This is a genomic window from Leptolyngbya sp. PL-A3 (assembly GCF_039962325.1).
Taxonomy (GTDB): domain Bacteria; phylum Cyanobacteriota; class Cyanobacteriia; order Elainellales; family Elainellaceae; genus Vacuolonema.
The window spans coordinates 1-26,087 of record NZ_JAMPLB010000086.1 but is presented as its reverse complement, the minus strand read 5'-3'; the positions used below and the strand labels follow the sequence as shown (position 1 = coordinate 26,087).

The window sequence follows — 26,087 nt, the reverse complement described above, 5'->3', positions numbered from 1 at the left end:
AAACTCCTGACCTCGGAACTCGACAAGATTTCCCCTGAAAGGGTTGCGTCATTGACGTCCTACGATTTCATTCTCGAAGCCCTATTTGGCGCAGCTTCATATTAAAACGGTATTAGGAGGTTTCTGCATAAGAATTTACTCAGAATGTTGGTGCTTTGCCCGCGAAGCGGGCAAAGCACCAACATTCTGGGGGTAATTTCATTACTGGAAATCTCCTTAACTATCTGTGCCAAAGGACTTGAGCCAGCGTTCGGTTTCGCGGGGCGATCGCAAGCGCACAATCGAAAGATGCGCATACTCAGGGCGTGCTAGTTGTTCGGGATAGGTGCGCCGATGTTTGCTGTGAGTGCGCCAGGCCCAGAAAAGAACAGCATCGCGATCCAACAGAGCCGTGTGTAAATTTTCCCGGTTGCCATTCCACAGTTCTTGCCGAGTTAGTACCCGGCGGGCTGTACGCTTTAGCAGGCGACCCATCACGACCCAGCGGGGATAGTCAAGCCAGACGATGAGATTGGCCCGCGGCCAAATGCGATCGCGCACTTTGCTGTAGTTGCCGTCAATTACCCACTGTTCTCCGGCGATCGCCGTATCCACCCGAGCACGAAAATCTTCTAGCTCTCGGGGTGTCCAATTGGGCAACCAATGGAGCTGATCAAGCTCGATATGCGGTAGTTGCAAACGGCTGGCTAGGGCAGACGCTAAGGTACTTTTTCCACTTCCCGATGTACCCACAATAGAGATACGCCACGGTGGTGCCATGTTTTTGTGAATGACAGTTACGTGTGCAAATTGCTACAACCTTCTACATGAAATGTCAGGCTGATTTCTAGCGGCTCCCAGGTATCTACTTTTGAGCGCGCACATAATAGCGCCAGGGGGCTGGGTAGCCTTCGCAGGTGCGGGCGGGATCGGTTGGGTCAAGGAAGTCAGATAGGCTGCTGAGATCGGCCCAGGGGGTACGGCGTTGTTCCTCCGTAGAAAGTGGTTCAGCAAAGAAGCAATGAATCTGAGAAAAACCAGCGCGGGCCATCCAGTTTTCCAGGCAGGATTGGGTGGGGAGGAACCAGATGCCTCGGGCCTGGGCGTAGCGTTTGCGGGGAGTTAGGGCAACCGGCTCCTCGCCAGGGATGCCCTGACAATCAATAATAATTTCGCCGCCAGGCGCAAGAGCTTCTCGCAACTTGAGCAGCAGACCGACGGGATCGGCATGATGGTAGAGAATGCCCAGGCAGAAAATGGTGTCGAAGAAGCTGGGGTAGAGGTGCATGTGCTCCACGCCTAGCAGTTCAAATGTGAGGGCAGGATGACGGATCAGGTTTTGAATCAGTTGGAAATTCCAAAAGTGTTTGGCGACTGGTTCAAACCCAATAACGCGGGCAGGGTTCTGGTGCGCCATGCGAAACATGAAATAGCCGTTGTGACAGCCAATGTCCGCCACCGTGCGGCCCTCTAAGGGCTGGATATGCGGCAAAATACGTTCCCATTTCCAATCTGATCGCCACTCTGCATCGATGTCTACACCAAACAAGTCAAACGGCCCCTTCTTCCAGGGGCAAAAGGTTTTGAGCGTTTGCATCCAGCGTTGAGCTTGCTCCTCGCTCAGGTCGCTAGCTCGGCCTACCTTCACCACTGGCCCCGAAACATCGTACCAATCAGTTGTAATGTCCCGGACAGACTTTACGGCTTCCCAGTAGGGTTCAACGCGTTCTTCCCAGATGCGAGAGGTTCGATCGCCCCTTACTCCCAAAATCGCCGCTCGCTCTACCTGAGCATCAAAATCCTCCAGGTAATCAGGGGCCGAGAAGGCGATCGCATCACGTTCCATGCATAAACCTCTAAATGGGAAGTTCGATTTTCGGCCTTAGTTGGGGCCAGATTTCAAAGCAACGATCGTCACAAAATTGTGTAACTTAATCAGGGTATCAATTTGCCCAAAGCCTGCATTATGGAGCATCTCAACTTGTTGAGCTTCTGTCAGGGGAATGAGGACTTGTTCCAACGCTTCTTTTTTTCGCTCAATTTCGTTGTGGGCGTAGCCATTGCGGGCTTTGAAGGCTTCGTAATGATGGGTCATCGTTTCCTGAAAACGAGGATAAGGGGATTTGACCTTTTCACTCAAGAACATTAAGCCGCCCGGAACGAGACCATCGTAAACGGTCTGTACGACTCGCTGGCGCTGAGAAATGGGAAGAAATTGCAGGGTGTAGTTGAGCACGACCACGCTGCTGTTGTGGAAAGAGGCGTTTTCAGCGCGATCGCACACCCATTCCACCTGATGCCGCTCGGGTAGGTTTGCCAGCTTCTCCCGAGCCTTATCTAACATTGGTTGAGAATTATCAATGCCGACCAGCGTTGCCGATTCTTGGAGAAATCGTCCCAATAACTCCAGAAACGTCCCCGTTGAACAGCCCACGTCAATAATGCGCGTACCGGGTTGGTAATAAGCCCGTGCCCAATGTACCGCGCAGGCCATGACCTCCCGGTATAGGGGTACCGAGCGTGACACCATATTGTCAAAAATACGGGCCACCTCTTCGTTAAACACAAAGGGTTTGGGCCAGGGCTCCTTATCAAACAGCGTGTCTTGAGCCGGGTTCAGATACAGCTCAGGGTGAAACCAATCATCAGAATAATCAGCCATCGGATGCCACCAACAAGGAACCAGGAACACCACGTTTGACCCAATCTGCAATCAAAAGTTGATCGGCCTGGGCTGTTTCAAGGGCTTGACCATCTAAAGTGCGGAAGTGGTCGGGCAGGGGAAGGGGGTCTCCAGTAGGAGAAATGAGTTTCAGGGAGGTGCTGAAGGGGAAGGGGTGGAGAACCCGAAAAACGAGAAATTTATTTTTTTCACTGGCGATCGCCTCGGCCAATGCCTGGGGCCGCCAGGGATCGAGCCGCCGGGTTTTCATGCGGGGAATCAGGGCTGTGGTGCGATTGGCATTGAAAAAGGGAGCACGGGTTGGGCGAGGCCAGTGCTGACGCAGAGCAGCCGGATCCGTAACAAGTTGCTGGCAAATCTGATCTACGTGAAGCGCCGCATCGCCACTGGGTTGTAGGGAGCGCAAGTCGAGCCGAATGGTATGCATCCCCGCCTCTTGCAACGTCGTCAGCCGATCCAGGATGAACTGATCCTTGTCGAGGAACATGAGGGTGCCGTGTGCGGTTTCAAGGGTGGGGAAGGGGCGATCGGGGCTTTCCTCGAAGGCGACGGTAGTGGCGAGGTAAGGGGCGTCTTCCTCAGCGTGAAGCGGGTTTGTGAGGAGCGATCGCGGTGAGTAGAACAATAAAATGGGTCCGGCTCCCAGCACTTCGCAGGCAACGGGTAGCGTGCGGCAGTAGTGAGCCAGAGTGTCTTCGGGTAGTTCGATAGAGAGCACGAGCCGTTCTAAGGAAGAACCCAGTAGTTCGCACCATCCCTGCAAAGCTGACAGGTTATGATTGCCTGTTTCCACGATCAGGTGCAGGGGCATGTGGGGTGCGTGTTCCTGCACCCAGGCAGCAGCTCCCAGGTCGTTCACACGGATGGCGGCAAAGGCTGACAAATCCCAGGTTTTGAGGCGATCGCCCACGGCCTTCCACATACGCTCAGGCATCAAGGCATCCCACACCAGGACGGGGCGCAGGCCTCGTTGCTGCGCGTCCTGGGCAAGTGCCTGAGAATCCGTTTCTGATAGGGTTCCCTGACGAGCCAGCAACTGTGGTTCGATCAGCACTTCCTTCAGGTTAGGGGCGGCAACGCTGCGCTCCAGGTCAGCATTCGAGGCGGCAAAGGTGTTGAATTGCATCGCAGAGGCGGCTGAGGGTCGAGAGACTGTTTAAGGGTGTTTTTGAATGCCAAGTGCACGAAAAAATCACCCTTCCAGGCAGCTTGAAAGCACGTCCTAGTTCCAGTATCGCGTGAGCAAGGTTGCATTTCTTAGCCTTCCTGCGTGAATTGTTGCGCGGCGAAGCCGCGCAACAATTCACGCCCTCAAAAACTAATTCATGCAGAAGGTTTCTCGAAAGAATTCGTATCCGATGGCGATTATTCCTGATCACCCTATGTCAGGCATGGGAAATCAGAAAGACGTATTCCCTGCCGAACTATGGCCACCTTCCGCCCCACTTTTCGTGCGATCGCCATCTACATTAGTCTTGCTTTTCTGGGTTTCATGTTGGCTGTGGGCCTATCCTGGGCTTTTCAGGTAGCAACAGCTCCCAAGCAGCCGCCTCAAGTCAACGCTAAGATTGCTATGCCACCCGAGGTCGATCATTTCCGGGATGGAGTGAATCAGGCCATGCAGGCCGCTCAACAGACGCAAGCGGCCACCACACCCGAGCAGTGGACTCAGGTTGTGGAGCTTTGGGAGGGGGCGATCGCCTCCATGCAGAATGTTCCACTCAACAACGAGAAATATGCAACGGCGCAGCAGAAAGCCGAGGAGTACGAGAAGAATCTGGCTTACGCGCGGCGTAATAGTGGGTTTGTTGCAGCATCGCCCAAGGAGGAGCAATCGCCCGAAGACGCCTCTGACCTCTCGAAAAAGGCAGCTCTGTTACAGATTGGGATGACCTATGACGATGTCATTGAGTTATTGGGGCGCAGACCGGATACCTATGCCGATGATGCCATTCGCCAGGAGTTAGGGCGGCCTGTGTCGGGGGTGAGTTTACTCTCCTTTGACTGGACCAATGATGACCCTGACTGCTATCCGATCTCCGTGGAGTTTGACCCGGAAACCATGACGGTAACGGGTTGGGATGAGGGGACGGCTTGTTTTGGGGCAAGTGGTAATAATCGCCCGTTTGGAAAACCCTGTGCGGGAGCTGAGGTGTGCCGACCTTAGAATCCTTCGGCAAGGTTTATTGTTGCAGGACTTACCTATTCTTGTTGTCTATGGTGTGCGAAGCACGCCCCACACAACAAGAATAGGTAAGTCCTAGGCGATCGCCCCAACCTCTGTTCGAGCTTCTGCGGGAATGGCTTGGCGGATGACCTGGAAGGGGGCGATCGCCACTCCTCCTCCGGGAATCTTGTCTTTCGGGAAACGCACGATGCTTTCCTGTCGGGCTCGACTCTGGGGCTCCCCAATGACCGATTGCATCTGTGAGACGCGCCAGCGTACAGGGTCACCCTGGGGGGGAACAATTTCTATTTCATCATCTAAAGCTAAAGGCTCCACCAGATGAACCACAATGGCATCGCCGGTGGTTTCCATCACCATCCCCAGGTATTGATGGGTGCCGATGTTAATCCCGGCGGCCTGGCTGAAAACCGAATCAGGGCCTGCCGGAGTAGCCAGGGAGCCGGTGAAATAATCGCGATGGGGAACAGAACGCAGTTCAGCAGCAGCCCAATCGAGCAATGCGGCATCAAGGAGCCCGTTCGCGTGGGCATCAATCAGGCGACGATAGACTCGGGAGGCGATCGCCCCATAGAATGACGACTTCATGCGTCCCTCAATCTTGAGGGAGCAGATGCCGTGTTCTACAAACGCACCAATCTGATCAATCCCCCATAGGTCGCGGGATGACATGAAGGGAATTGGGGCGGGGCTGGCGCTCTCGCCAACGAAATAGGGTAAGCGACAGGATTGAATACACCCACCCCGATTGGAATCCCGCCCGGCCGTGAAGTTGGAAATCGTGCAATGGCCAGAGTAGGCCATGCACATGGCCCCATGGGTAAACATCTCGACCTCTAACCCGGTCTGGCGCTGGATTGCCCCGGCCTCGGCAATGCTCAGTTCACGGCCCACAATGAGCCGTTGCACACCAGCCCGCCGCCACACGTTGGCTGCACCGCTATTCAGGCAAGAGGCCTGGGTGGAGAGGTGAATCGCGAGAGACGTGGCTTGCTGAATTTCCCGGATGACTCCCAGATCGGACACAATTACAGCGTCTACCCCAAGGGCTTGCAAGTCTCGGCAGTAATCACCCAAGCCGGCCAGATCGCTGTCATGCAAAAATGCGTTGAGGGCGACATAGACCTTGGCGCTGTGGCGATGGGCGAAGGCGACACCCTGTGCCAAATCTGCCAACGTAAAATTGTCGGCTCGGGCACGTAGTCCATACCGTTCGCCCCCGACATAGACGGCATCAGCCCCGTAAGTTATCACAACTTTCAAACGTTCTAAATTTTTAGCGGGGGCTAGTAGTTCTGGCTTGGCCATCGTTGCAGAAACTCGGGTATGGGTAAAGTTTGAGCCGTCGAAGGGGCACGGCCGAGATATTGATCTTAGGCGATTTCTTTCCTTGTTCCCAAACTGATACCCAGGTTCAATTACCCTAATCAGCGTTGTTCTGGACTTTGTTCTGGACCTATGGAGGGGACGTGATGCAAGGGACAATTTGTGTCCCTTGCATCACGTCCCCTCCACGGGTTGGAAACTCACCGAATCAATGCTGTATCAAGGCATGTCGCTGGTTGTTGTAAGAGTGCTATTAAGCACATCTCTCACAACAGCCAGCCCTGACATCTAGATCTATCTCCAGGCCGGGAATACTAACCATGGAAAGGTGGAGTAGGTTACCGGGTTCATGATGGTGTCAAAACAGCACACGCTTCAGCCATTACTTCAGGGTTTATGACATGGTGCTGCGGCGAGGATATGTATTCCTTCAGCGAACTCTAGGTGTTGTTTCGATGCAGGCGGTTTTGGTAGTGCCGTTTCTGCTACAAGTATTTGGCATTGTGGGATTGGTCGCCTATTTGTCCTACTACAATGGCCAAAAAGCTCTGGAGAAGATGGCTTTTGAGGTGACCGAGGAAGCCTCTGAACGGATTAGCGATCGCCTTCAGGATCAGTTTGAATCGATCCACAAACTTCTGACGCTGAACCAGTACGACATCGAACAGGGCCATCTAGATGTGCACAACCTCGATGAGATGGGGCAACAGTTCTGGCAGCAAACTAAACTCTTCAATGCGACAACTATTTTGAGCTTTACCCGGCCTACCGGAGAATACATCAGTGTTGAGCAAGATCGCAGTGGCTTGATGGCTCCTAAAGATGCCTATGTCTTGTCTCGGTTGTATGGTGCTGCTCCAGGGGCTCGAAACTACTACATCCTGGATGCTCAGACGGGCACTCGCAAATTTCTACGGACCATACATGATTGGGATCCCCGGCAGCAACCGGGTTATCGTCGAGCCCAGGTGAACCATGGGCAAACCTGGACGTCGAGCCCGCCCCACGTGAATCTGTCGATGACGGCCCTGGATGCTACGCTCCCAATCTACCGTCATGGGACGTTTCAAGGGGTGCTGACGGCCCACCTCCTGTTGTCAAATTTGACGAGCTTTTTACAGCAGTTAGCGGCTCAAGAATCCTGGCAGGTGTTTATCCTCGATCGCTCAGGTCATCTGGTTGCTAGCTCCACCGATGAGCCATTGTGGATGAAGCCTGTTGCGGTAGAGGCCCCAACGCCTGATTTGAGAGAGGCCCGCTGGGGCAGCCCCAAACGTACCCCAACCCATGCTGTGGCAGCCCTTCTCCAGAGCCATTGGCCTGATCTGAACCAGATTCAGCAGACTGAGCAGCTACGGCTGCGAGGCGATCGCACACACCAGCAGTTCCGCCCGGCACCCCGCTACTTCTTGCAAGTACAGCCCTATAACGACGGCTATGGACTGGACTGGTTAGTGGTGACAGTGATTCCAGTCTCCGAATTTATGCCTGAGATTCAGGAGAGCATTCGTCATACAGTGTTTGGGTCGTTGCTGGCCCTGTTGGGGGCGATCGCTTTCAGCCTCTATACAACGCGATGGATTACCCGACCCATCTTAAGCCTACGCAATGCGGCTAATCAGATTGCCCAGGGTGAGTATGTTTTAGACATTGCCTCGACCCCAATTTTAGAAGTGCGACAACTGGCGTTTGCGTTCCGCCAGATGGCCAGCCAGCTACAGCTTTCTACCGATGAAATGCAGGCGCTCAATACCGAACTGGTGAGCAGTCGGGGGCAGGTGGAAACGTTTCTCAACGCCATCCCTGTTGGGGTGGTGGTGCAGGCCCCGGATGGTTCTGTAACCTACATGAATCAGGTTGCTCAACGGCTGCTCACCTGCCAATTCCCCTCAGCCACGTCTTTTACTCATCGGCTTTACCGGGAGGGCACCTCGCTCCCCTACCCCGTGGATCGTCTGCCTGGAACGCGGGCATTGCGTGGCGAATACACCATGATCGACGATATTGAACTGGCCCGTAGGGAAGTGCGTCTGGCGATGGAAGTGCGGGCAACCCCAATTTTTGATGGCCAGGGGAGCATTACTCATGCCCTGGTCGTATTTCAAGACATCACAGCTCGGCGGGATGCCGAGCGTATGTTGGCCAGCTACAACCATCGTCTGGAGCAACAGGTACAGCAGCGTACTCTGACGCTAGAGCAGGAGATCCTGGAGCGCCAACAGGCGGAACAAGCACTGCGCCAGAGTGAGACCCGTAATCAAGCCATGCTGATGGCTATTCCCGACTTAATGTTTCGGGTGGATCGTCAGGGGACGTACCTGGGCTATATGCGGAGCAAGAGTGTGACGGATGTTGTGCCCCTGGACATTGACCCCACGGGCCAATCCCTCCTGGCCTGTGTGCCGGCTGAGATGGCGCAACGGCATCTGTATTACATTCAGCGCGCTTTGGAAATGCAAGCGTTACAGGTGTACGAGCAGGAACTCTACATCGACGATCACCTGCGTTGGGAGGAGGTGCGGGTGATGCCCTGCGGCTCGGATGAGGTGCTGTTTCTGGTGCGGGATGTGAGCGATCGCAAGGGTTATGAAACCGAGCTGCGGCAGGCAAATGACCATTTAGAGTATTTGGCTCAAACGGATAGCCTGACTCAAGTTGCGAACCGTCGCCATTTCGATCACTGGTTGGCCCAATCCTGGCAGGAGGCAGACCAGATGCAACAACCTCTGGCTCTGCTTCTGTTTGATGTCGATCAATTCAAGCCCTATAACGACTTCTACGGCCACCAATCAGGGGATTTTTGTCTCATCCAAATTGCCCAGGCCGCCCAGCAAATTATCCGCCATCCTGCCGATCTGGTCGCCCGCTACGGTGGCGAAGAATTTGCCATCATCCTTCCTAATACAGGAATGCAGGGTGCGGTGCGGGTTGCTAAACGCTTGCGAGAGTCTGTGCGTACCCTGGCGGTGCCCCATGCTTGCTCAGAGGTGAGCCCTGTGGTAACTGTCAGTATTGGCATTAGCACCTGCGTTCCCACGCTGCAAACCTCACCCCAGGATCTGATTACTCAAGCCGATCGCGCCCTCTACATAGCTAAACAACAGGGTCGCGATCGCTATATTCTCTCGACTTAACCTTAAAGGGCCTACATTCAATCACCTTGAGACAGACGCATTGTTGTGTGTGATGTGCTTTGCACATCACACACAACAATGCGTCTGTCTTGTTTTTGCTATTGCAACATTCCAACAAAAAGCGAGGGGTTGGGAAACGTTGTGAAAAGATTGCTCTGAGGACAATCCACTGATTTTCCATCTACGTGTCTGGGCATAATGAACCTGAGCATAGAAATAAGGCCCAGTATATTTACAGGCGACGGCAGGATATTGCCTACCCGGTGTTCACCCTTGAAGAACTTGCAGCGCATCCTACTCCAGTACATCACCTACACCGTCCCGCTTCAGACTGTGCTCGTGGTGCCATTCCTGGTACAGGTGATGGGCATAGTGGGGCTGGTGGCTTATGTGTCCTATCGCAATGACCAACAAGCCGTTCAGGCACTCGCCTATGCTCTGACCAATGAGGTCGCCGAGCGGGTGAGCGATCGCCTCAACACTTACCTGCAAGCACCCCACCAATTTCTCACGATGAGCCGCGTTGACCTGGAGCAAGGCTCGCTCTCCCCGGATGACCTGGATGGGTTTGAACGTCGTTTTTATCGGCAGTTGCAAGAACTGGACTGGCTCCGCTCGGTTCATTTCACCAATACCCAAGGAAAATATATTGGCCTCTTTCAAAGAGTTAATCGTCTAGAACGTAGTCCAGGTTCCAGTACCTTATCCCAGGATTCCCAAGTAGTGGCCCGGATGGATACCCCGGCCCCCGGTACTTTGCAGGAGCATGTGATCGATGCCTCCGGGCATCCCGCTCGCAGAATTTACAGGCAGGATCAGTGGGATCCTCGTACCCAGCCCTGGTATCGAACGGCTATGGAGGGTTACGCTGCGGGCTGGACTCCCATTTATTCAGGCTTGGGAGCCTCCATGAGCTCTCTGACGGCAGTTACGCCGGTCTATAAAGGCAACCGCCTGGCCGGGGTATTAGGGGTTGATCTAGAAGTAGAACAGATCAGCTCGTTTCTCAAAGGCTTAAACTTTTCGTCCTCTGGGCAAGTCTTTTTGATGGAGCGATCGGGCAGCTTAATTGCGACTTCAACCCAGGAGGCAACATTTGTGCCTCCGTCCGAAGGTAATCGTACAAGCCTCATGGCTGCTATCGATAGCCCCGATCCCGTCATTCACGGAGCAACCCGACATCTCGTACAACAGTGGGGCAATCTGAACCGCATTCAGAAACCCCAAACATTTACCTTCGCAAGCGATCGCGCTGCTTCCTCTGGCCCCATGCTAGATCGACGCTATTTTGCCCAGGCGTTTCCCTATCGCGATCGCTATGGGCTGGATTGGTTAGTGGTGGTCGTTATTCCCGCCCATGACCTGACAGGTGGCCTTTACGAAAATATTCGTCAAACCGTTATTTGGACGGGGTTTGCATTGTTGGGGGCGATCGCTCTTGGGGTCTGCACGACCCGCTGGATTATGCAGCCCATTCTGGGACTGCGAGACTCGGCTAACCGGATGGCTCAGGGGGAGTTTGACTTAAATGTGCCCTCAACCCCAATTCTAGAGTTACGTCAATTGGCGTTTTCCTTCCGGGAAATGGCGAATCAGGTGCAGTTGTCGCTCTATGAAATGCAAGCCTTAAATGCTGACCTGAACGAAAGCCGAGCCAATCTGGAAAAGTTTCTCGATAGCATTCCCGTAGGGGTGATTGTGCACAACGCGGATGGGGCTGTTGCTTACCTGAACCGGGCAGCTAAGGGGGTGCTGGGGCTCGCCAGTGCCATGGATCCCAGCGCCGAGACTTTTGGGATGGTTTCTCAAAATATTGTTTACGACCTGTACCGGACCAGCAGTCAGCAACTCTACCCTCCTCAAAGTTTGCCGGCCGTACGGGCACTGAAGGGTGAACAGGTTGTAGAAGAGGATGTAGAAATTCATTGGAAAGGGGGTGGTCGCATTCAGGTGGAGGTGCTGGCCACGCCAATTTTGTCGAAAGACGGTCGTATTTCCCACGCCATTGTGGCGCTGCAAGACATTACCACCCGTAAGGAGGCTGCACGGGTTCTGGCGAGCTACAATCGCCGTCTTGAAGAGCAAGTGCAACGGCGTACCCTGGCTCTGGAACAGCAAATTCAGGAACGGCAACAGATTGCTGCCACCTTGCATCAACGGGAAACAACGCTCCGGGCAATTCTCAGTGCAATTCCTGACTTATTAGTGCGCTTAAAGAGCGATGGTACCTACATCGAACGGCTCAGCGATGGAGAAGTAAGGGTTCTGAAGACGGATAGCATGATGCAGGGGCAGAAACTGCATGAATATTTGCCGGTGGCGATCGCCGAATCCCGTCTGAGGCTGATTCAACGGGCGATCGCCACGGGTACGGTACAAATCGATGAATATCAGATTGAGGTTGTGAATGACCGGCGGGATGAAGAGGTTCGCATCGTGAAAACCGCTGAGGATGAGGTGTTAATCATTGTGCGGGATATTAGCGATCGCAAACGCATGGAGAGGGCACTGCAGCAGAGCGAAGCCCATAACCGGGCTATCCTGACGGCGATTCCCGACCTCATGTTTCGCACCCGTCGTGATGGAACGTACCTGGGTTATGTCAAAACTAATGCCCTAACGGATCTCCTCCCCGAGGATTTTGATCCCATCGGCCGGAACTTGTCGGAATCGTTGCCCCCGGATGTGGCTAAGCGGCATCTTCATTACATCACTCAAGCTCTCGATACAGGACAGCTTCAGGTTTATGAGCAGGAGCATTGTATTGAGGGTGGAGTGCAATACGAAGAAGTTCGTATTATGCCCTGTGGCCCGGATGAAGTGCTGTTTTTGATTCGAGATATTGGCGATCGCAAGCGCATTGAACAAGAGCTGCGTTGTGCAAATCTGCGCTTGGAGCAGTTAGCTCAAACGGATGGCCTGACTCAGGTTGCCAACCGTCGCCACTTCGATAGTCGCCTACAACAGGAGTGGCAAACCCTCTCCCAGGAGAAGGAACCCCTTTCCCTCATCCTGTTTGATGTCGACTATTTCAAGTTCTACAACGATGAATATGGTCATCAGGCCGGTGATCTTTGTCTGATCAAAATTGCTGCCGCTGCAGGCCAGATCATTCGGCACCCTACCGATCTGGTCGCTCGTTATGGCGGGGAAGAGTTTGCCATTATTTTGCCGCGCACCGATGTCCCAGGGGCCATCCGTGTAGCCGAACGGCTTCGAGATGCCATTCAACACCTGGCTATTCCCCATGCGCAATCGAAGGTGAGTGCTTCTATCACCGTCAGCATTGGGATCAGCGCCCTTGTCCCAAGTCCTCAGACGAGTCCAGATAATCTTCTAACCCAGGCTGATCAAGCCCTTTACCTGGCCAAACAACAGGGGCGCGATCGCGCGATCGAGTTTCCTCGGTGGGGCGATCGCAATTACCTCAGCCAGCCCAATTTCTAACGCATCGAGGGCTTATACCTAGAAGGTGTTGCCCATACATCTTAAGGGTCATTTTTTCGTGCGAAAGCGCACGAAAAAATGACCCTTTCAACTACACAATCTGGTTAGGATAAATACGGCCAGGGGGCAGGCGATCGCTAGCGAGCTGCTACCCCGTTCTGCACCATTTCCTCAGAAGCCACACCAAACACCTGACCAAATACCTTCTGTACCTTGTAGCCAGAGTCGATCGACTCCAACGGATCCTTCCGCAGGCGGTGACGCAAACACAGCACCACAACCCGATGGATGTCGTCCAACGTTACTTCGGTGCGTCCTTCAAAGGCGGTTAGAGCACGGGCCGCGCGGTTGATCACGATGTCACCCCGCAGTCCATCCACATCCAGATCAGAGCAGATCTGAGAGATTTTCACCCGCAGTTCGTAGTCGATGGTAACGGACTTAAGCCGCTCTTGAGCTTCGACAATGCGCCGCTGCAATTCGTCTTGCTGAGTCTGATATTGAGCCAGGAACGCCTGAGGATTCTGGTCAAATTCTGTGCGCTGTTCCACAATTTGCACGCGTAGAGCAGGCTCTTTCACAGTGCGGATTTCGGCATGCATCCCGAAGCGGTCGAGCAGTTGAGGCCGCAGTTCGCCCTCTTCTGGGTTACCGGAGCCGACCAGCACAAACCGAGCCGGGTGACGAATGGAAATCCCTTCCCGCTCTACGGTGTTCCAACCAGAGGCAGCAGAGTCGAGTAGCACGTCTACCAGGTGGTCATCCAACAGGTTGACCTCGTCCACATAGAGGATGCCACGATTGGCTTTAGCTAGCAGACCAGGCTCAAACGCCTTCACCCCCTCAGATAGGGCTTTTTCAATATCGATGGTGCCGCAAACACGGTCTTCGGTGGCACCCAAGGGAAGGTCAACCATTTGTACTTTACGACGACCCAGGGGTAGCGTTTGGCCCGCCTCCAGGCGTTGCCGTACCTCCTCGCTCATCATTTCCGGATCCGTGGACGAGCTATTGAAGGGGTCGTCAGCTACCACTTCAATTTCGGGAAGTAGATCCGCCAAGGCGCGGATGGTGGTAGATTTGCCGGTGCCGCGATCGCCCATGATCATCACCCCGCCAATCTTCGGGTCGATCACATTCAGCAAGAGGGCCAGTTTCATCTCCTCTTGGCCAACAATTGCTGTGAACGGGAATACGGCCCGACGGGTGCTAGAAGCGTTGTGCCCAGATACAGCGGTGGAAGTCACGAAAGTCCCCAGATACAAACCTTAAACAGCATTTCCCATTGTGCCACAGTGGGGATTCACATCTATAGAGAATGTTGTTTCTGCCAGCAATTCTCAGTATCGGTATCAAAGCCAAGAGTTCACGCCCGTAGGGCGTGAACTCTTGGCTTTGATACCCGAAAACTGCGCGAAGGCGCGCGGTTTTCGGGCCTGTTTTCAAAATGAGAATTGCTGTTGTTTCTGAGTGGTGCGAAACACCACTCAGAAACTAATTAAGATGTGTCACCGTGGGAATTCACATCTGAAGATCCAAACTCCCATTTGGCTCTTCTTGAAATGCGATGGGAGAAGGATTGCTTTTGCATGGACATTGTCCACGCAAAAGCAATCCTTCCCTTATAAAATGCCTCTAGTAATTATGAAGGACTAAGCATTATGCCAACGGAAGCGCCAATCCCCGTCGTCGTCGTTGGGGCGGCAGGCAAGATGGGGCGGGAGGTCGTGAAGGCGGTTTCCCAGGCCAAGGATATGAATTTGGTGGGAGCGGTAGAGCGTGACCCGTCTTTAAATGGTGAGGATGTCGGACTAGTGGCTGGATTGGGCGAACTAGAGATTCCCATCCTCAACGACTTGCAGGCAACCCTGGTGATGGCGACTCAGGAGCGGGGCACACCTGTGATGGTAGATTTTACCCATCCTGATACGGTATATGAGAACGTGCGAGCGGCGATCGCCTACGGAGTCCGTCCCGTTATCGGCACCACTGGCCTCTCAGCCGAACAGGTGCAAGACCTGGCAGAGTTTGCCGACAAGGCCAGCACAGGAGCGGCCATCATTCCTAACTTCTCGATTGGGGTGATTTTGATGCAACAGGCAGCGGTGCAAGCTAGCCGCTACTTTGATCACGTCGAAATTATTGAGTTACACCACAACCAAAAAGCTGATGCACCCAGCGGCACAGCCATTAAAACTGCTCAACTGCTAGAAGAATTTGGCAAGCCCTACAATCCACCCAGCGTAGAGGAGGCAGAAACCTTACCTGGTTCTCGGGGTGGGCAAACTCAGGACGGCATTCGCATCCACAGTATTCGTCTACCGGGTTTGCTGGCTCACCAGGAAGTGATTTTTGGTGCACCGGGGCAAGTTTATACGTTGCGCCATGATACGAGCGATCGCGCTTCCTATATGCCAGGAGTGCTGCTGGCAATTCGGAAAGTTGTTGAGCTGAAGTCTCTCGTCTACGGCCTAGAGCATTTGCTTTAGAGCAATACCTCTTAAGGCTCACAAACAAAACAACCTGTAATTCTTTGTATAAGAGGGGCGGCGAAGCTGCTCCTCTTATACAAAGAATTACAGGTTATTCGATGCACGATTGTAAATATGTCGGATGGGGAGTGGTATGCCATACCGCTCCCCATTTACTTTATGCAACCAGATGGGTATAAGGTTGCTGGCCTTTGGATAGATATAACGGAAAGCTTAAGGGTTTTTAATACAGGGGAAGAGCAGGTCTCGAAGCCTGCAAATGTAATCTCAGCAATGCTCGTGCTTAAGAAATAGAAGCCGGGGCTACAAAGTCAAGACTTTATCCAGCTTCCGTAACATTAATTTGCACCTCTGGTGAACTTTCATTAAGCTGTAGGGAAAAGCTACTCACACTATTTGATCCTCTCTACCTATATGTCACTCCTCGCTGTCTTTGCTGCTGTATCGCCGTCGATTGAGTCCGAGTCGAGTGTCTTTCAGTTAAAGCGCCGCCTTGACTGGGGCGAACCTGCTTTTACAATTATTGATGTCCGCCGTCGCGATGTATTTAATCAAAAGCGCATCATGGGTGCCATTTCGATGCCGCTTGATTCCCTGGTGCAACAGGCTAGTAAGAGTTTGGTAAAAAGTCGCGATATTTATCTTTACGGCGGCACTGATGCCGAGACCACCGAGGGCATCACCAAACTTCAGCAGGCTGGATTTAATCGAGTGACCGAACTGCGGGGTGGTCTAGAAGCCTGGCAGGCTGCGGGTTATCCCATTGAGCGCGTGCCAATGACTGCGCAGTAAAAATGTTTTGGTATTTCCAGTATTTGTAAACCTTTCAGCCTCGACTAGATGATGGAGTTGCCTCAGAAATGGGGCAATTTTTTTAGCGTTTTAATGTTGCGTGCGCTAAGCCAGCAAAATGACAGCAATTCTTATTGTGAGCTTCAAAGCCAAGAGGTCGTGCTCTACGGGCATGACCTCTTGGCTTTGAAGCTCGAAAACTGCTTGCCTCAGGCGAACAGTTTTAACCTGAGTTCGGGTTAAGGGCGGTTTCGAGTGCCGCGCAACGCGCGGCACTCGAAACCGCTCATTTTGGCGTGCGCAAAGCGCACGCCAAAATGAGCGGTTCAGCTTATCCCAAACCGAGGTTTTTTAGGCTGGATTCCCAAATGAGAATTGCTGGCAAAATTAAAACTATTTGGAATTGGATATGATTTTGTCGTACTTCCCTACGGTGTATTGGGAATGCCCACTACAGAAGAAAAGTTCGATTTGCTGCACAAATGGTATAAGCGCATCCGCATAGCCCAGGCGGGGCATTATCAGGATGCACGTCGTCTCAAACAGTTGCATTTGTTACTGGGAATTCCTGTTGTCGTGCTGTCTGCCGTTGTAGGGACAGGGGTTTTTGCTTCCCTGACGGAAGAGAACCTATCGGTCACACTCCGAATTTTTCTGGGATTGACCAGTATTTTGGCAGCCGCGTTAGCCTCACTTCAAACCTTTTTAAACTACGCGGAGCAATCGGCCCGGCATCTAGATGCGGCCACTAAATTGTCAGCCCTAAAGAAAGAAATGGAGGCTAATCTCGTTCTGCTTTCGCCAGAGTCAGAGACCTTCGATGAATTTATTAAGACAACCCATAATAAGTGGGCTGCTGTTACCGCAGAAGCTCCTTTGCTATCTGAAAAAGCTTTTACCCACAATTTTCGGAAAATGGGCGGCGACCAAGCATTTCCTGTAATGAACCCGCATTATTCTGAGGTTACGGATGACTCTAAAACGAAAGAAGTTTGAAGGAATCAGAATGATGCAGCGAATAGCATGGGCGCGAATGAAGCCTTATTTGGGATGGCTTGTTGCGTTGTGCTGCTGGTTTGCCAGCGTGAATGGGGCATTTGCGGCGACTTTGCCGGGGGCGATCGCAACCATTCACACCTATCCCGAAGTGGGTACTCAGGTGATGTATCGCTCTCTGCAAGCCCTACGGGATGCGTCTGATCAATCCTGGCAGACGGTATTCTACAAACGCGTGAAGGATGGGATGGTGCAATCGATTCACCTGCGTCTGGTTGGCTTTCCGGGGGTGACGGAATTGGTGCATCCGCGATCGCTCCAGTTTAGCGATCGCAACGGCCACACATGGGAAGCTCCAGATATCTTTGCAGAATCAAATCTTGACCCTAACCTGGCAACAAATGTCGGTGAGTATGATGTGATACCTGTGGTGCAAGCTTTTGAGACAGGGCGATCGCTCTGGCTCCAGGTATCCGTAACGGGGGGCGAAACCGTCGAGATTCCCGTGCCGCCCTTTGCGGTACGCGAGTGGCAGCAGGTGTTGGATCGGTAGAATGGGGCGATCGCACCATGCGGCTTTCTGCCCAGGGGAACTTCTGTAGCTCGGTTCGCTTCAATGATGTTTAGCGATAGTTGAAAAAGCTGTTCTAAGGTCTTGAAAGGAGGATTCTCATGGGCCAACAAATTGGGGTAAGCCTCGTAGGGCTGGTGGGTGGCATTTTCCTGGGCAGCTTCAGCATTGGGCAGGTGAATGGACAATCTGCGCTTGATCTAGCGACATTTCGCAGTGATGCATTGGCCCAACACAACACCTATCGAGCAAACCATCATGCGCCTGCGTTGACTTCGAGCAATGCTCTCAACACCAGTGCCCAACGCTGGGCCGATCGCCTGGCCGCCACCGGGGAATTTGAACACAGCGGCACGAATGGGGTTGGGGAGAATTTGTACGTCTCCTACACGACGGCATCTTCCATAGACGCGGAAACACTCGCTAACGGGGCCGTTAAGAGTTGGTATGACGAAGTTTCAAAGTACGACTACGGGAATCCAGGCTTTTCCCCTGAGACTGGACACTTCACCCAGGTTGTGTGGAAGGGGAGTACAGAACTTGGCTGTGGTACGGCTCAGGGAACTGCAACCTTAAATGGGACTCGGTACAACGCCTTCTATGTGGTGTGTCAGTATGCTCCCGCCGGTAATGTGCAGGGGCAATTTGCTGAGAACGTATTGCGCCCTTAAAAGCTGTTTGAAAAATTCTTGAGCAGGTTAAATTTTTCTCGCCTTCAGGTGAGAAAAATTTAACCTGCTCATATGGCTTTGGGGAAGAGGCTCGAAGGGCTTCTTCCTCCAAAACTCCATCTATAGGTTTGAAACACCACCTACCTACCCCTCTCCTCCATTCAGTATTAGTCTGAAGGAAAACCCGCCTCCGGACTCACCGCCGATGTCTCGTTCCTCTAAAGCACCCGCCTTTGATAACCGTCGCGATCGCCTTAAAGCCCCAACTAAGATTGATAAGCGCCGGGAGCGCATACGCCTCCTGCTGATTCCCGGCGTCATCGGCATCTTGTTACTGCTAGATGTGCTGACCTCTCTGCTGGCGGAGTCCTTCTGGTTTCAGCAGAACGGGTATGGGCAGATGTTTCGGACACGGGTGCTCACGCAGGGAGGCGTGGGATTTTTGGTTTTTGGGGTTAGTTTGGCGGTGTTGTGGGGGAATTTGGCGATCGCCCATCGTCGCCGTCAGGATGTGGCGGAACGATCGCCAGAGCGAGGGTTGCGGCTGCGTGGACTACTGCCGTTGACTTTTGGGTTTAGCTTGATTGTGAGCCTGTCACTCTTTTATTACGGGCAAATTGCGGCAAGCCACTGGCACCCCCGGTTGGAATTGTCCAGTATGGTGCCTCAGCTCCCGGTACGGGTGCAGCCTACGATTTTTTTGGAGCTAGTGCAGTCGGTAGTGCAGCAGCCGTGGCAATTAGCGACGGTTTTAGGATTAGCAGTCGCCCTCCTGCTCTACCCCAGTATTTTTCTATGGGTTAGTTCTCTGCTCACCAGCCTGGGGTTTGCGTTAGTGCTATCAGAGAATTGGCTGCGAATTTTGCCAGCGTTGAGCCCAGTACCCTTTCGCGAAACGGATCCCGTACTCAACGCCAACTTTAGCTTTTACATTTTTCGGTTACCGTTCTTAGAATTGCTGATTTTTTGGGTGCTGGGGTTGTTGTTTCTCACGACCCTGGCGGTGGCAATGGTATACATGCTGGGTAACAATAGCCTGAGTGATGGCCGTTTCCTGGGGTTTGGAAAAACACAACTGCATCAGCTTTATACGTTATCGGCCCTGACCCTGCTAGCTATTGCCCTGAGCACCTGGACAGATCGCTATGAACTGCTGTTTTCACCGTCCGGGGTAAATTATGGCGCCAGCTTTACGGATGTGAAGGTGCGTCTACCGGCGGCAACGTTTTTGGCGATCGCCACTGCTCTGCTGAGCCTGCTGCTCTTGTTTCATGCCCAACGCATCCAATTAACCCGAATAGAGCCTTTCACGGAACAGAGATTTCGTACAGGGGTTGTGGCCAAATCTCCTTTTTGGCAGGGGATGCGAACTCTGGTGGCGTTGTGGTTAGGATATGTGGGATTAATGGTGATTGCCAATTACCTACTACCTGTGGCGATCCAGAGGATTGTGGTGCAGCCCAACGAATTGACCCTGGAGTTGCCGTTTTTAGAACGAACCATTGCTCTCACGAGACAAGCCTTTGGGCTGGATCAAATCGAAAGTGCGGTGTTTGATCCGCAGACCAACCTGACCCAGGCTGATTTACAAAATAACCTTCTGACCACCGAAAACATTCGTCTGTGGGATACCCGTCCGCTCTTAGAAACCAACCGCCAACTCCAGCGGATTCGCCCTTACTATGAATTCCCCTCGGCGGATATTGATCGTTATGTGCTGCCCAGTGAACAGGATGGAGAGTTGCGATCGCGCCAGGTACTCATCGCTTCGCGGGAGTTGGACTATAACTCCGTGCCAGCCGATGCCCAAACCTGGGTCAACGAACATCTGATTTTTACCCACGGCTACGGCTTCACCCTCAGCCCGGTGAACACGGCCGCGGAAGGGGGCCTGCCCGCCTACTTTGTGGAAGGGGTGGAGCAGAATGTCAGCGACTCGCGCATCCGTGATGTCATTCCCACAGATAATCCACGCATCTACTTTGGGGAGCTAACCAATACCTATGTCATGGCTCCAACGCGGGTTCCGGAGCTAGACTACCCCAGCGGTAGCGAGAACATCTACAACGCCTATGACGGGAGAGCGGGAATTCCCATCGGGTCTTACTGGCGAAGGGTTTTGTATGCCAAGCATATGCGGGATTGGCGTATGTTATTCAGTGCCGATATTACGCCGCAAACGCGGATTCTGTTTCGACGCAACATTGCCGAACGGGTGCGGGCGATCGCCCCTTTCCTCCGCTACGACAACGACCCCTACCCTGTAGTGGTTAACCTGGGAGACTGGCCCGCTCAGAACAGTCCTCAGCCCTTACGAGACGGCCTCGATACCAGCCCCAGCTATCTGTATTGGGTGATGGATGCTTATACAACGAGCGATCGCTTCCCTTACTCGGACCCATTGGGTAACGACTTCAACTACATCCGCAACTCCGTCAAGGTCGTAATGGATGCTTACAATGGTGCGGTCTGGTTCTTCATTGCCGATCCCAACGATCCCATTATTCAGACATGGAATCGATTGTTACCGGGAATGTTCAAGCCTTTAGATGAAATGCCCGCGCCGTTGTTACAACACATTCGCTATCCACAAGATTATTACAACGCTCAGGCAAATCAACTGATGGTCTACCACATGACCGACCCCCAGGTGTTTTATAACCGGGAAGATCAGTGGCGATCGCCCAACGAAATCTACGGTGCTGAGGAACAGCCGGTCAAACCCTACTACCTGATCATGAAACTACCCATTGGTAGCGATGAGGAGTTTCTGCTGTTCAACCCCTTTGCACCAGCCCAGCGTACCAACTTGATCGCCTGGATGGCGGCGCGATCGGACAACCAGAACTACGGCAAAATCTTGCTGTACCGTTTCCCTAAGCAAAAACTCATTTTTGGTACGGAGCAAATTGAAGCCCGAATCAATCAAGATCCGGTTATTTCCCAGCAAATTTCTCTTTGGAACCGACGCGGCTCCCAGGCGATTCAGGGTAACTTGCTCATTATTCCTATCGAAGAATCGCTGCTCTACGTCGAGCCGTTGTACTTACAAGCAGAGCAGAACCAGATCCCAACGCTGGTGCGGGTAATTGTCGCCTACGGTAACCAGATCGTGATGGCTGAAACACTTCAGCAAGCTCTGGACGCCATTTTTACCCGCCCATCGGACAGTGAGACTCCCGCTATTGTGCGCCCCTTGGAGAATACTCTGGGTGAAAACGACACCTCTGATATTGGTGATCCGGCTGAAACGATTCCGGGGCCAGCAACGCCTTAATTGGCTCAGACTCAAGGGGGCTTTCACCCCCCTTCCCTCAAAGAAATAGGATAACCTGAGTTCGGGTTAAGGACGTTTTCGAGTGCCGCGCGTTGCGCGGCACTCGAAAACGCTCATTTTGGCGTGCGCTTTGCGCACGCCAAAATGAGCACTTCAGCTTATCCCGAACTGAGGTTAGGATACTGATAGAAATAGGTTGTGAGTGGGCGCGATCGCACAAAATGACGGCCTTAACCCTAAAACTGGATTCTATTGTGCGGTTAACTGACGAGCAGTTTTATCAACTGTGTCAGGATAACCCTGAGTTGAAGCTGGAACGCACCGCCACAGGAGCATTGGTGATTATGTCGCCAACGGGAGGTGAAACCGGAAAACGTAACTCTGACCTCAACTTGGAGTTGGGTCTCTGGAATCGACGGACATGGCTCGGAGTCGTTTTTGATTCCTCCACAGGTTTCAAGTTGCCGAATGGAGCAGATCGCTCTCCCGATGCCGCCTGGATTTCCCAGGAACGCTGGGATAGGCTGACCCCTGAGCAACGCAAACGCTTTTTGCCCCTCTGCCCAGATTTTCTCATTGAATTGCTGTCCCCAACGGACACGTGGGAAGCGGGTGAGGCCAAGATGCGCGAGTATCAGGAAAATGGCAACGCTTTAGGATGGTTGATCGATCCGGCAACACGGAGGGTTGCAATCTATCGCCTTGGCCAACCCATGGAAATTCTTGAATCTCCTGCAAGTCTCTCTGGAGAAGACGTTCTACCTGAGTTTGTTCTAGATTTGCAACGCATCTGGTGATGATTAAACGGAATTGCCTCAGTACAACGTGCTGAGGCAATTCCGTTTAATCATTGCGGAAAAAATCATTCCGATTGCACCGGCATCTGTACCCATCCAACACAATGTTCAGAACCACAAGTGCATTTGAAATTCCAAGGTGATGCGGGTAATGGGTGTTTTAAGTAATTGAAAGTGATTTCTTCATCTAAATGAATATCCCGTGTGGCTTCTAACATCCCATTGTCGTTAAAGTACCCACTGGCATTGCAGGAATGATTGCTCATATGCATCGGCATCACTTCCTGTGACCAGTAATCGAACGGATAAATCTCCTCACCTTGCTTGAATTCACGAGATGCAAACAAACCTGAACCGGTTTGTTCATCAATATCTTTGACGTAAAAATCTTTGGATTCTGTTGATAACAACATTTCGGCGGGTGTCGCTTTTGCAGGTGGCCTTCCCGGGGAACGGCATCGGACGATCCATTCTAGTATGGCATCCACTTAGATAACTGGAAGTGGAGCGTTAACGCTCCACTTCCAGTTATCTAAGTGCGTTGAATATTAACAGTTTGGATGACCTGTAAAGGTTTACAAACCAATCTCACTCCCAACACCAGCAGCGATTTTCTCAGGGGTAGAATGACGATACCCGCCCTAGTTATTTGATCAGGAACGGGTTGTGGGCGGCCCACGGCTGCTCTTTCTGCGGTATTTAGCCAACCATAAAATTAAAGTAATTGGATTAGCCTCTTATGGTGCAAGATCTGACTCGCCCAACCTCCCCTGCCATTACACGGGAAGATCTCGAAGCTTTTTGGATGCCGTTTACGGCAAATCGCCAATTCAAATCCAAGCCTCGCCTGTTTGAGTCTGCCAAGGATATGCACTACACCACGGTAGATGGCCGACAGGTGTTAGACGCAACGGCGGGTTTGTGGTGCGTGAATGCAGGCCACTGTCGTCCCAAAATCGTCGAAGCCGTAAGTCAGCAGGTTGCCACCCTGGACTATGCTCCCGCTTTCCAGATGGGGCACCCCAAAGCCTTTGAACTGGCAGATCGGTTGGTAAAAGAGTTGCCCGAGGGCTATGACCATGTGTTCTATGCCAACTCCGGTTCAGAGGCGGTCGAGTCGGCGTTGAAGATTGCGATCGCCTACCACCGTGCCCGAGGCGAAGGCACCCGCCAACGTCTCATCGGTCGGGAACGAGGCTACCACGGTGTGAACTTCGGCGGCATTTCCGTGGGCGGTATCCCTACTGTACGGAAGTTTTTCGGCAGCCTACTTACAGGGGTTGATCATCTACCCCACACCTTTAACCTGGAGCACCAGGCGTTCAGCAAGGGCCAACCCGAGTGGGGCGCACATTTGGCTGATGACCTGGAACGCATCGTTGCCCTCCATGACGCCAGCAACATTGCAGCCGTGATTGTAGAGCCTGTGGCAGGTTCGACTGGGGTACTGATTCCGCCGAAGGGTTATCTGCAACGGCTGCGGCAAATCTGCGACAAGTATGGCATTCTGCTGATTTTTGACGAAGTCATTACTGGGTTTGGTCGCTTGGGGGCCAGCTTCGCAACAGAATATTTTGATGTGAAGCCAGACCTGATTACTGTGGCGAAGGGGATTACCAACGGCACGGTTCCCATGGGTGCCGTGTTTGCTCGTAAAGGCATCTACGACACCTTTATGAATGGCCCAGACAGTGCGATCGAGCTGTTTCATGGCTATACCTACTCCGGGCATCCGTTAGCCTGTGCAGCGGCTCTAGCCACGCTGGATATCTATGAGGAAGAGGGGTTATACCAGCGGGCCAATGACTTGGCGGGCTACTGGGAGGAGGCATTGCATTCCTTGAAGGATCTGCCCCACGTGATTGATGTTCGTAACCTGGGTCTGGTGGCAGGTATTGAACTGGCATCTATTCCCGGCAAACCGACGGAACGGGCCTTTGACTGCTTCATCCGTGCTTTTGAAAAGGGTCTGCTAATCCGTACAACGGGAGACATCATTGCCCTCTCGCCCCCACTGATCATCGAAAAACACCACATTGATCAAATGGTGGAAATGCTGGCGGATATTATTCGTACCGCTGCTTAGCAGGGACTAAGAAACCCGGTGTTTGTAGAAACACCGGGTTTCTGGAATCCAAAGGGTGGTGGTTGGAGGCGCGATCGCTCTCTCCAACCACCCCACTTCAAAACCACCGACACAAAATCAAACCAACATGGCTGAATCAAAAACAGTATGGGATTACAAGCCCTGGTGGTGCCAGCCCTGGTCTATTCTCCTGACAGGACTTAGCCTGATTACAGGTAGCTGGTTTTTCTTCAAACTGATCTGGCTCACCCTTCTAGTTGCCATTCCCGTCCTAGCCTGGATGGGATTTTTCCTGCTGGTCTATCCACAAGCCGTTGCTAAAAGCGGTCTGCTTAATGAGTTAAATCAACCCCAGGAAACGGAGCCTACAGCAGAGGGATAAGTGCACAGCAAGCAAACTCAGTAGATCACAACTATGCTCCAGAACCCAGAGGGAGGACGTGTCGCGCCCTCTGGGTCCTGGAGCGTTTTGGATGGGCTTTGCACGCTCAAAATGCTCGTTTGCGATCGGCTGAAACTACTCGTCGTCTTTAAGGCAGTTGATCATTTCTTTGGCAATGGTACGATTCTTCCAGTAATCCACATGGGCATTCAAGACCCACCAGGTTTTAACTGGAATATCCTTCAGCTTACATTCGTCATTTTGCTCCCTGTTCAGTGCAAACAACCGTTCCAGGGGATAGGCAATGGGATCATTCTTATCCCAAAAATTAAACCAGATACGGCCCTTCTCCCGCACAGGGTTGTAAACCGTCTGGAAGGGGTTTCCTCCTGCCCACAGAGAGCCCTTTCTCATAAAGAACAGGGCGATGGGCGAACCCATCGAAAAGAAGTGCCGAAAACTGCTCTGTAAAAGAGGAAGTTGTTTGCTGGCCTCCCTCGCCGCATCCATCTTTCTATCGGTGAGATGCTTATCCTCAGGTCGCTTTTGCTCATCTGGACAGGGAACGAACAACTCTGAGCCGTTAGGGTTGAAGAGATGGAAGAGGTAGTCAAAGGCGATAATGGTTCCGAGAGAGTGGGCAACAATGCTGTAAGTTGCGCCTTCTTCCAAAAGCTGCTGAAAGGATTTACCCGCTTCCTGGTATGACCAAATTTGCTCCCAAACTGTGCGACGAATAAAGTTCACATCCTCAGACACGTAGGCAGCAACATCCCCAATAAAAAACGTCATGAATTCCCGAAGGCGATCCATGGGACCAGACATGGCTGGTTTAAAGGTAGACATCTCGGGTTTTAAGTCAGGAAAGGCTAGATCAAACAATGTTTGTTCTGCCTTCTGAAGTTGATCAACATGCCAAACAACTTCAATTTTTCCGAACTGCTCTTCAAATACATCTTTGGGCTTTCCAGATTGTTTCATCAGAAGTTCCCAAAGCTGGCTGTAACCCAAGCAAGAAGCATCCTGATTTTTGAGTTGACCAATTCCATGAATGAAGATGAGGTAGTGCTTCGACATTTGTTTGCGGGGGGGCTTAATGTGTTGTCGTTTCCTACAAGGTGTATTTTGTTTTCTCCGGGATTTTAAGACAATACTCCAGCCCTTTCAAGGTGCTTTTTTATCTTTTTTAGATTTCGATTCACTCAGCAATCGAGCAGTGGAGACATGAGGTTTGTCTTTTTGCCGTTCGGGTTTTGGAACTTTCTTTTT

General features: G+C 52.4%; 20 protein-coding genes. 12 read left to right on the top strand and 8 right to left on the bottom strand.

Annotated features, from left to right (window positions below; translation table 11 throughout):
* Nucleotides 1–216: 216 nt before the first annotated feature.
* From NDI52_RS31275 to NDI52_RS31260, 4 genes are all read right to left on the bottom strand, one after another.
* A complete protein-coding gene (locus NDI52_RS31275) occupies nucleotides 217–759 on the bottom strand; it encodes an adenylate kinase (protein WP_190771745.1) in 543 nt (180 codons plus the stop codon).
* Nucleotides 760–844: 85 nt separating this feature from the next.
* Nucleotides 845–1,825: a tRNA 5-methoxyuridine(34)/uridine 5-oxyacetic acid(34) synthase CmoB gene (cmoB, locus tag NDI52_RS31270; protein ID WP_190771746.1), complete on the bottom strand. Its 981-nt coding sequence runs from the start codon at nucleotides 1,823–1,825 to the stop codon at nucleotides 845–847.
* A 36-nt stretch (nucleotides 1,826–1,861) separates the two neighbouring features.
* The gene (gene cmoA, locus NDI52_RS31265; RefSeq protein ID WP_190771747.1) at nucleotides 1,862–2,641 is read right to left on the bottom strand and encodes a carboxy-S-adenosyl-L-methionine synthase CmoA; all 780 of its coding nucleotides are present in this window, start codon (nucleotides 2,639–2,641) and stop codon (nucleotides 1,862–1,864) included.
* Complete coding sequence (locus tag NDI52_RS31260) at nucleotides 2,634–3,788, bottom strand: U32 family peptidase (RefSeq protein ID WP_190771748.1); 1,155 nt, start codon at nucleotides 3,786–3,788, stop codon at nucleotides 2,634–2,636. The genes cmoA and NDI52_RS31260 overlap by 8 nt, the downstream gene beginning before the upstream one ends.
* Nucleotides 3,789–4,088: 300 nt before the next feature.
* Here NDI52_RS31260 and NDI52_RS31255 point away from each other — a divergent pair, with 300 nt between their 5' ends.
* Nucleotides 4,089–4,829 carry a hypothetical protein gene (locus NDI52_RS31255; RefSeq protein WP_190771749.1) on the top strand — a complete coding sequence of 247 codons (741 nt, stop codon included), beginning with the start codon at nucleotides 4,089–4,091 and terminating at the stop codon, nucleotides 4,827–4,829.
* 93 nt (nucleotides 4,830–4,922) lie between these two features.
* Here NDI52_RS31255 and NDI52_RS31250 read toward each other — a convergent pair whose 3' ends face one another.
* A complete protein-coding gene (locus tag NDI52_RS31250) occupies nucleotides 4,923–6,155 on the bottom strand; it encodes a U32 family peptidase (protein WP_190771750.1) in 1,233 nt (410 codons plus the stop codon).
* 419 nt (nucleotides 6,156–6,574) lie between these two features.
* Between NDI52_RS31250 and NDI52_RS31245 the strand changes: the two genes are divergently transcribed.
* Both NDI52_RS31245 and NDI52_RS31240 read left to right on the top strand, forming a co-directional pair.
* Complete coding sequence (locus tag NDI52_RS31245) at nucleotides 6,575–9,307, top strand: diguanylate cyclase (protein ID WP_190771751.1); 2,733 nt, start codon at nucleotides 6,575–6,577, stop codon at nucleotides 9,305–9,307.
* A 273-nt stretch (nucleotides 9,308–9,580) separates the two neighbouring features.
* Entirely contained in the window at nucleotides 9,581–12,754 is a 3,174-nt protein-coding gene (locus NDI52_RS31240; RefSeq protein ID WP_190771752.1) for a diguanylate cyclase, read from the top strand.
* Between the two features lie 137 nt (nucleotides 12,755–12,891).
* On the opposite strand, the gene bchI is transcribed toward NDI52_RS31240, so the two are convergent.
* Nucleotides 12,892–14,001: a magnesium chelatase ATPase subunit I gene (gene bchI / locus NDI52_RS31235; RefSeq protein WP_190771753.1), complete on the bottom strand. Its 1,110-nt coding sequence runs from the start codon at nucleotides 13,999–14,001 to the stop codon at nucleotides 12,892–12,894.
* Between the two features lie 414 nt (nucleotides 14,002–14,415).
* On the opposite strand from bchI, the gene dapB reads away from it, so the two are divergent.
* The 7 genes from dapB to NDI52_RS31200 all read left to right on the top strand — a co-directional run bounded on the left by dapB (nucleotide 14,416) and on the right by NDI52_RS31200 (nucleotide 22,350).
* Nucleotides 14,416–15,243 carry a 4-hydroxy-tetrahydrodipicolinate reductase gene (dapB, locus tag NDI52_RS31230; protein ID WP_190771754.1) on the top strand — a complete coding sequence of 276 codons (828 nt, stop codon included), beginning with the start codon at nucleotides 14,416–14,418 and terminating at the stop codon, nucleotides 15,241–15,243.
* Between the two features lie 417 nt (nucleotides 15,244–15,660).
* A complete protein-coding gene (locus NDI52_RS31225) occupies nucleotides 15,661–16,038 on the top strand; it encodes a rhodanese-like domain-containing protein (RefSeq protein WP_190771755.1) in 378 nt (125 codons plus the stop codon).
* Between the two features lie 375 nt (nucleotides 16,039–16,413).
* On the top strand, nucleotides 16,414–17,034 hold the full coding sequence (locus NDI52_RS31220; protein WP_190771756.1) for an SLATT domain-containing protein: 621 nt from the start codon (nucleotides 16,414–16,416) through the stop codon (nucleotides 17,032–17,034).
* Nucleotides 17,035–17,044: 10 nt separating this feature from the next.
* Nucleotides 17,045–17,587 (top strand): DUF3122 domain-containing protein, encoded by a 543-nt coding sequence (locus NDI52_RS31215; protein ID WP_190771757.1) that lies wholly within the window; start codon nucleotides 17,045–17,047, stop codon nucleotides 17,585–17,587.
* Nucleotides 17,588–17,706: 119 nt separating this feature from the next.
* A complete protein-coding gene (locus tag NDI52_RS31210) occupies nucleotides 17,707–18,276 on the top strand; it encodes a CAP family protein (RefSeq protein ID WP_190771758.1) in 570 nt (189 codons plus the stop codon).
* 205 nt (nucleotides 18,277–18,481) lie between these two features.
* Complete coding sequence (locus NDI52_RS31205; RefSeq protein WP_190771759.1) at nucleotides 18,482–21,553, top strand: UPF0182 family protein; 3,072 nt, start codon at nucleotides 18,482–18,484, stop codon at nucleotides 21,551–21,553.
* 221 nt (nucleotides 21,554–21,774) lie between these two features.
* Nucleotides 21,775–22,350, top strand: coding sequence for a Uma2 family endonuclease (locus tag NDI52_RS31200; protein WP_190771760.1), 576 nt, complete (start codon nucleotides 21,775–21,777; stop codon nucleotides 22,348–22,350).
* A 65-nt stretch (nucleotides 22,351–22,415) separates the two neighbouring features.
* Here the strand turns inward: NDI52_RS31200 and NDI52_RS31195 are convergent, their stop codons facing one another.
* Nucleotides 22,416–22,763 (bottom strand): SET domain-containing protein, encoded by a 348-nt coding sequence (locus NDI52_RS31195; RefSeq protein ID WP_190771761.1) that lies wholly within the window; start codon nucleotides 22,761–22,763, stop codon nucleotides 22,416–22,418.
* A 326-nt stretch (nucleotides 22,764–23,089) separates the two neighbouring features.
* Between NDI52_RS31195 and NDI52_RS31190 the strand changes: the two genes are divergently transcribed.
* Nucleotides 23,090–24,436 carry an aspartate aminotransferase family protein gene (locus tag NDI52_RS31190; protein WP_190771762.1) on the top strand — a complete coding sequence of 449 codons (1,347 nt, stop codon included), beginning with the start codon at nucleotides 23,090–23,092 and terminating at the stop codon, nucleotides 24,434–24,436.
* A 127-nt stretch (nucleotides 24,437–24,563) separates the two neighbouring features.
* Nucleotides 24,564–24,818 (top strand): DUF6737 family protein, encoded by a 255-nt coding sequence (locus tag NDI52_RS31185; RefSeq protein WP_190771764.1) that lies wholly within the window; start codon nucleotides 24,564–24,566, stop codon nucleotides 24,816–24,818.
* A gap of 135 nt (nucleotides 24,819–24,953) precedes the next feature.
* Here the strand turns inward: NDI52_RS31185 and NDI52_RS31180 are convergent, their stop codons facing one another.
* Nucleotides 24,954–25,895 (bottom strand): hypothetical protein, encoded by a 942-nt coding sequence (locus tag NDI52_RS31180; RefSeq protein WP_190771763.1) that lies wholly within the window; start codon nucleotides 25,893–25,895, stop codon nucleotides 24,954–24,956.
* Nucleotides 25,896–26,087 lie beyond the last annotated feature (192 nt).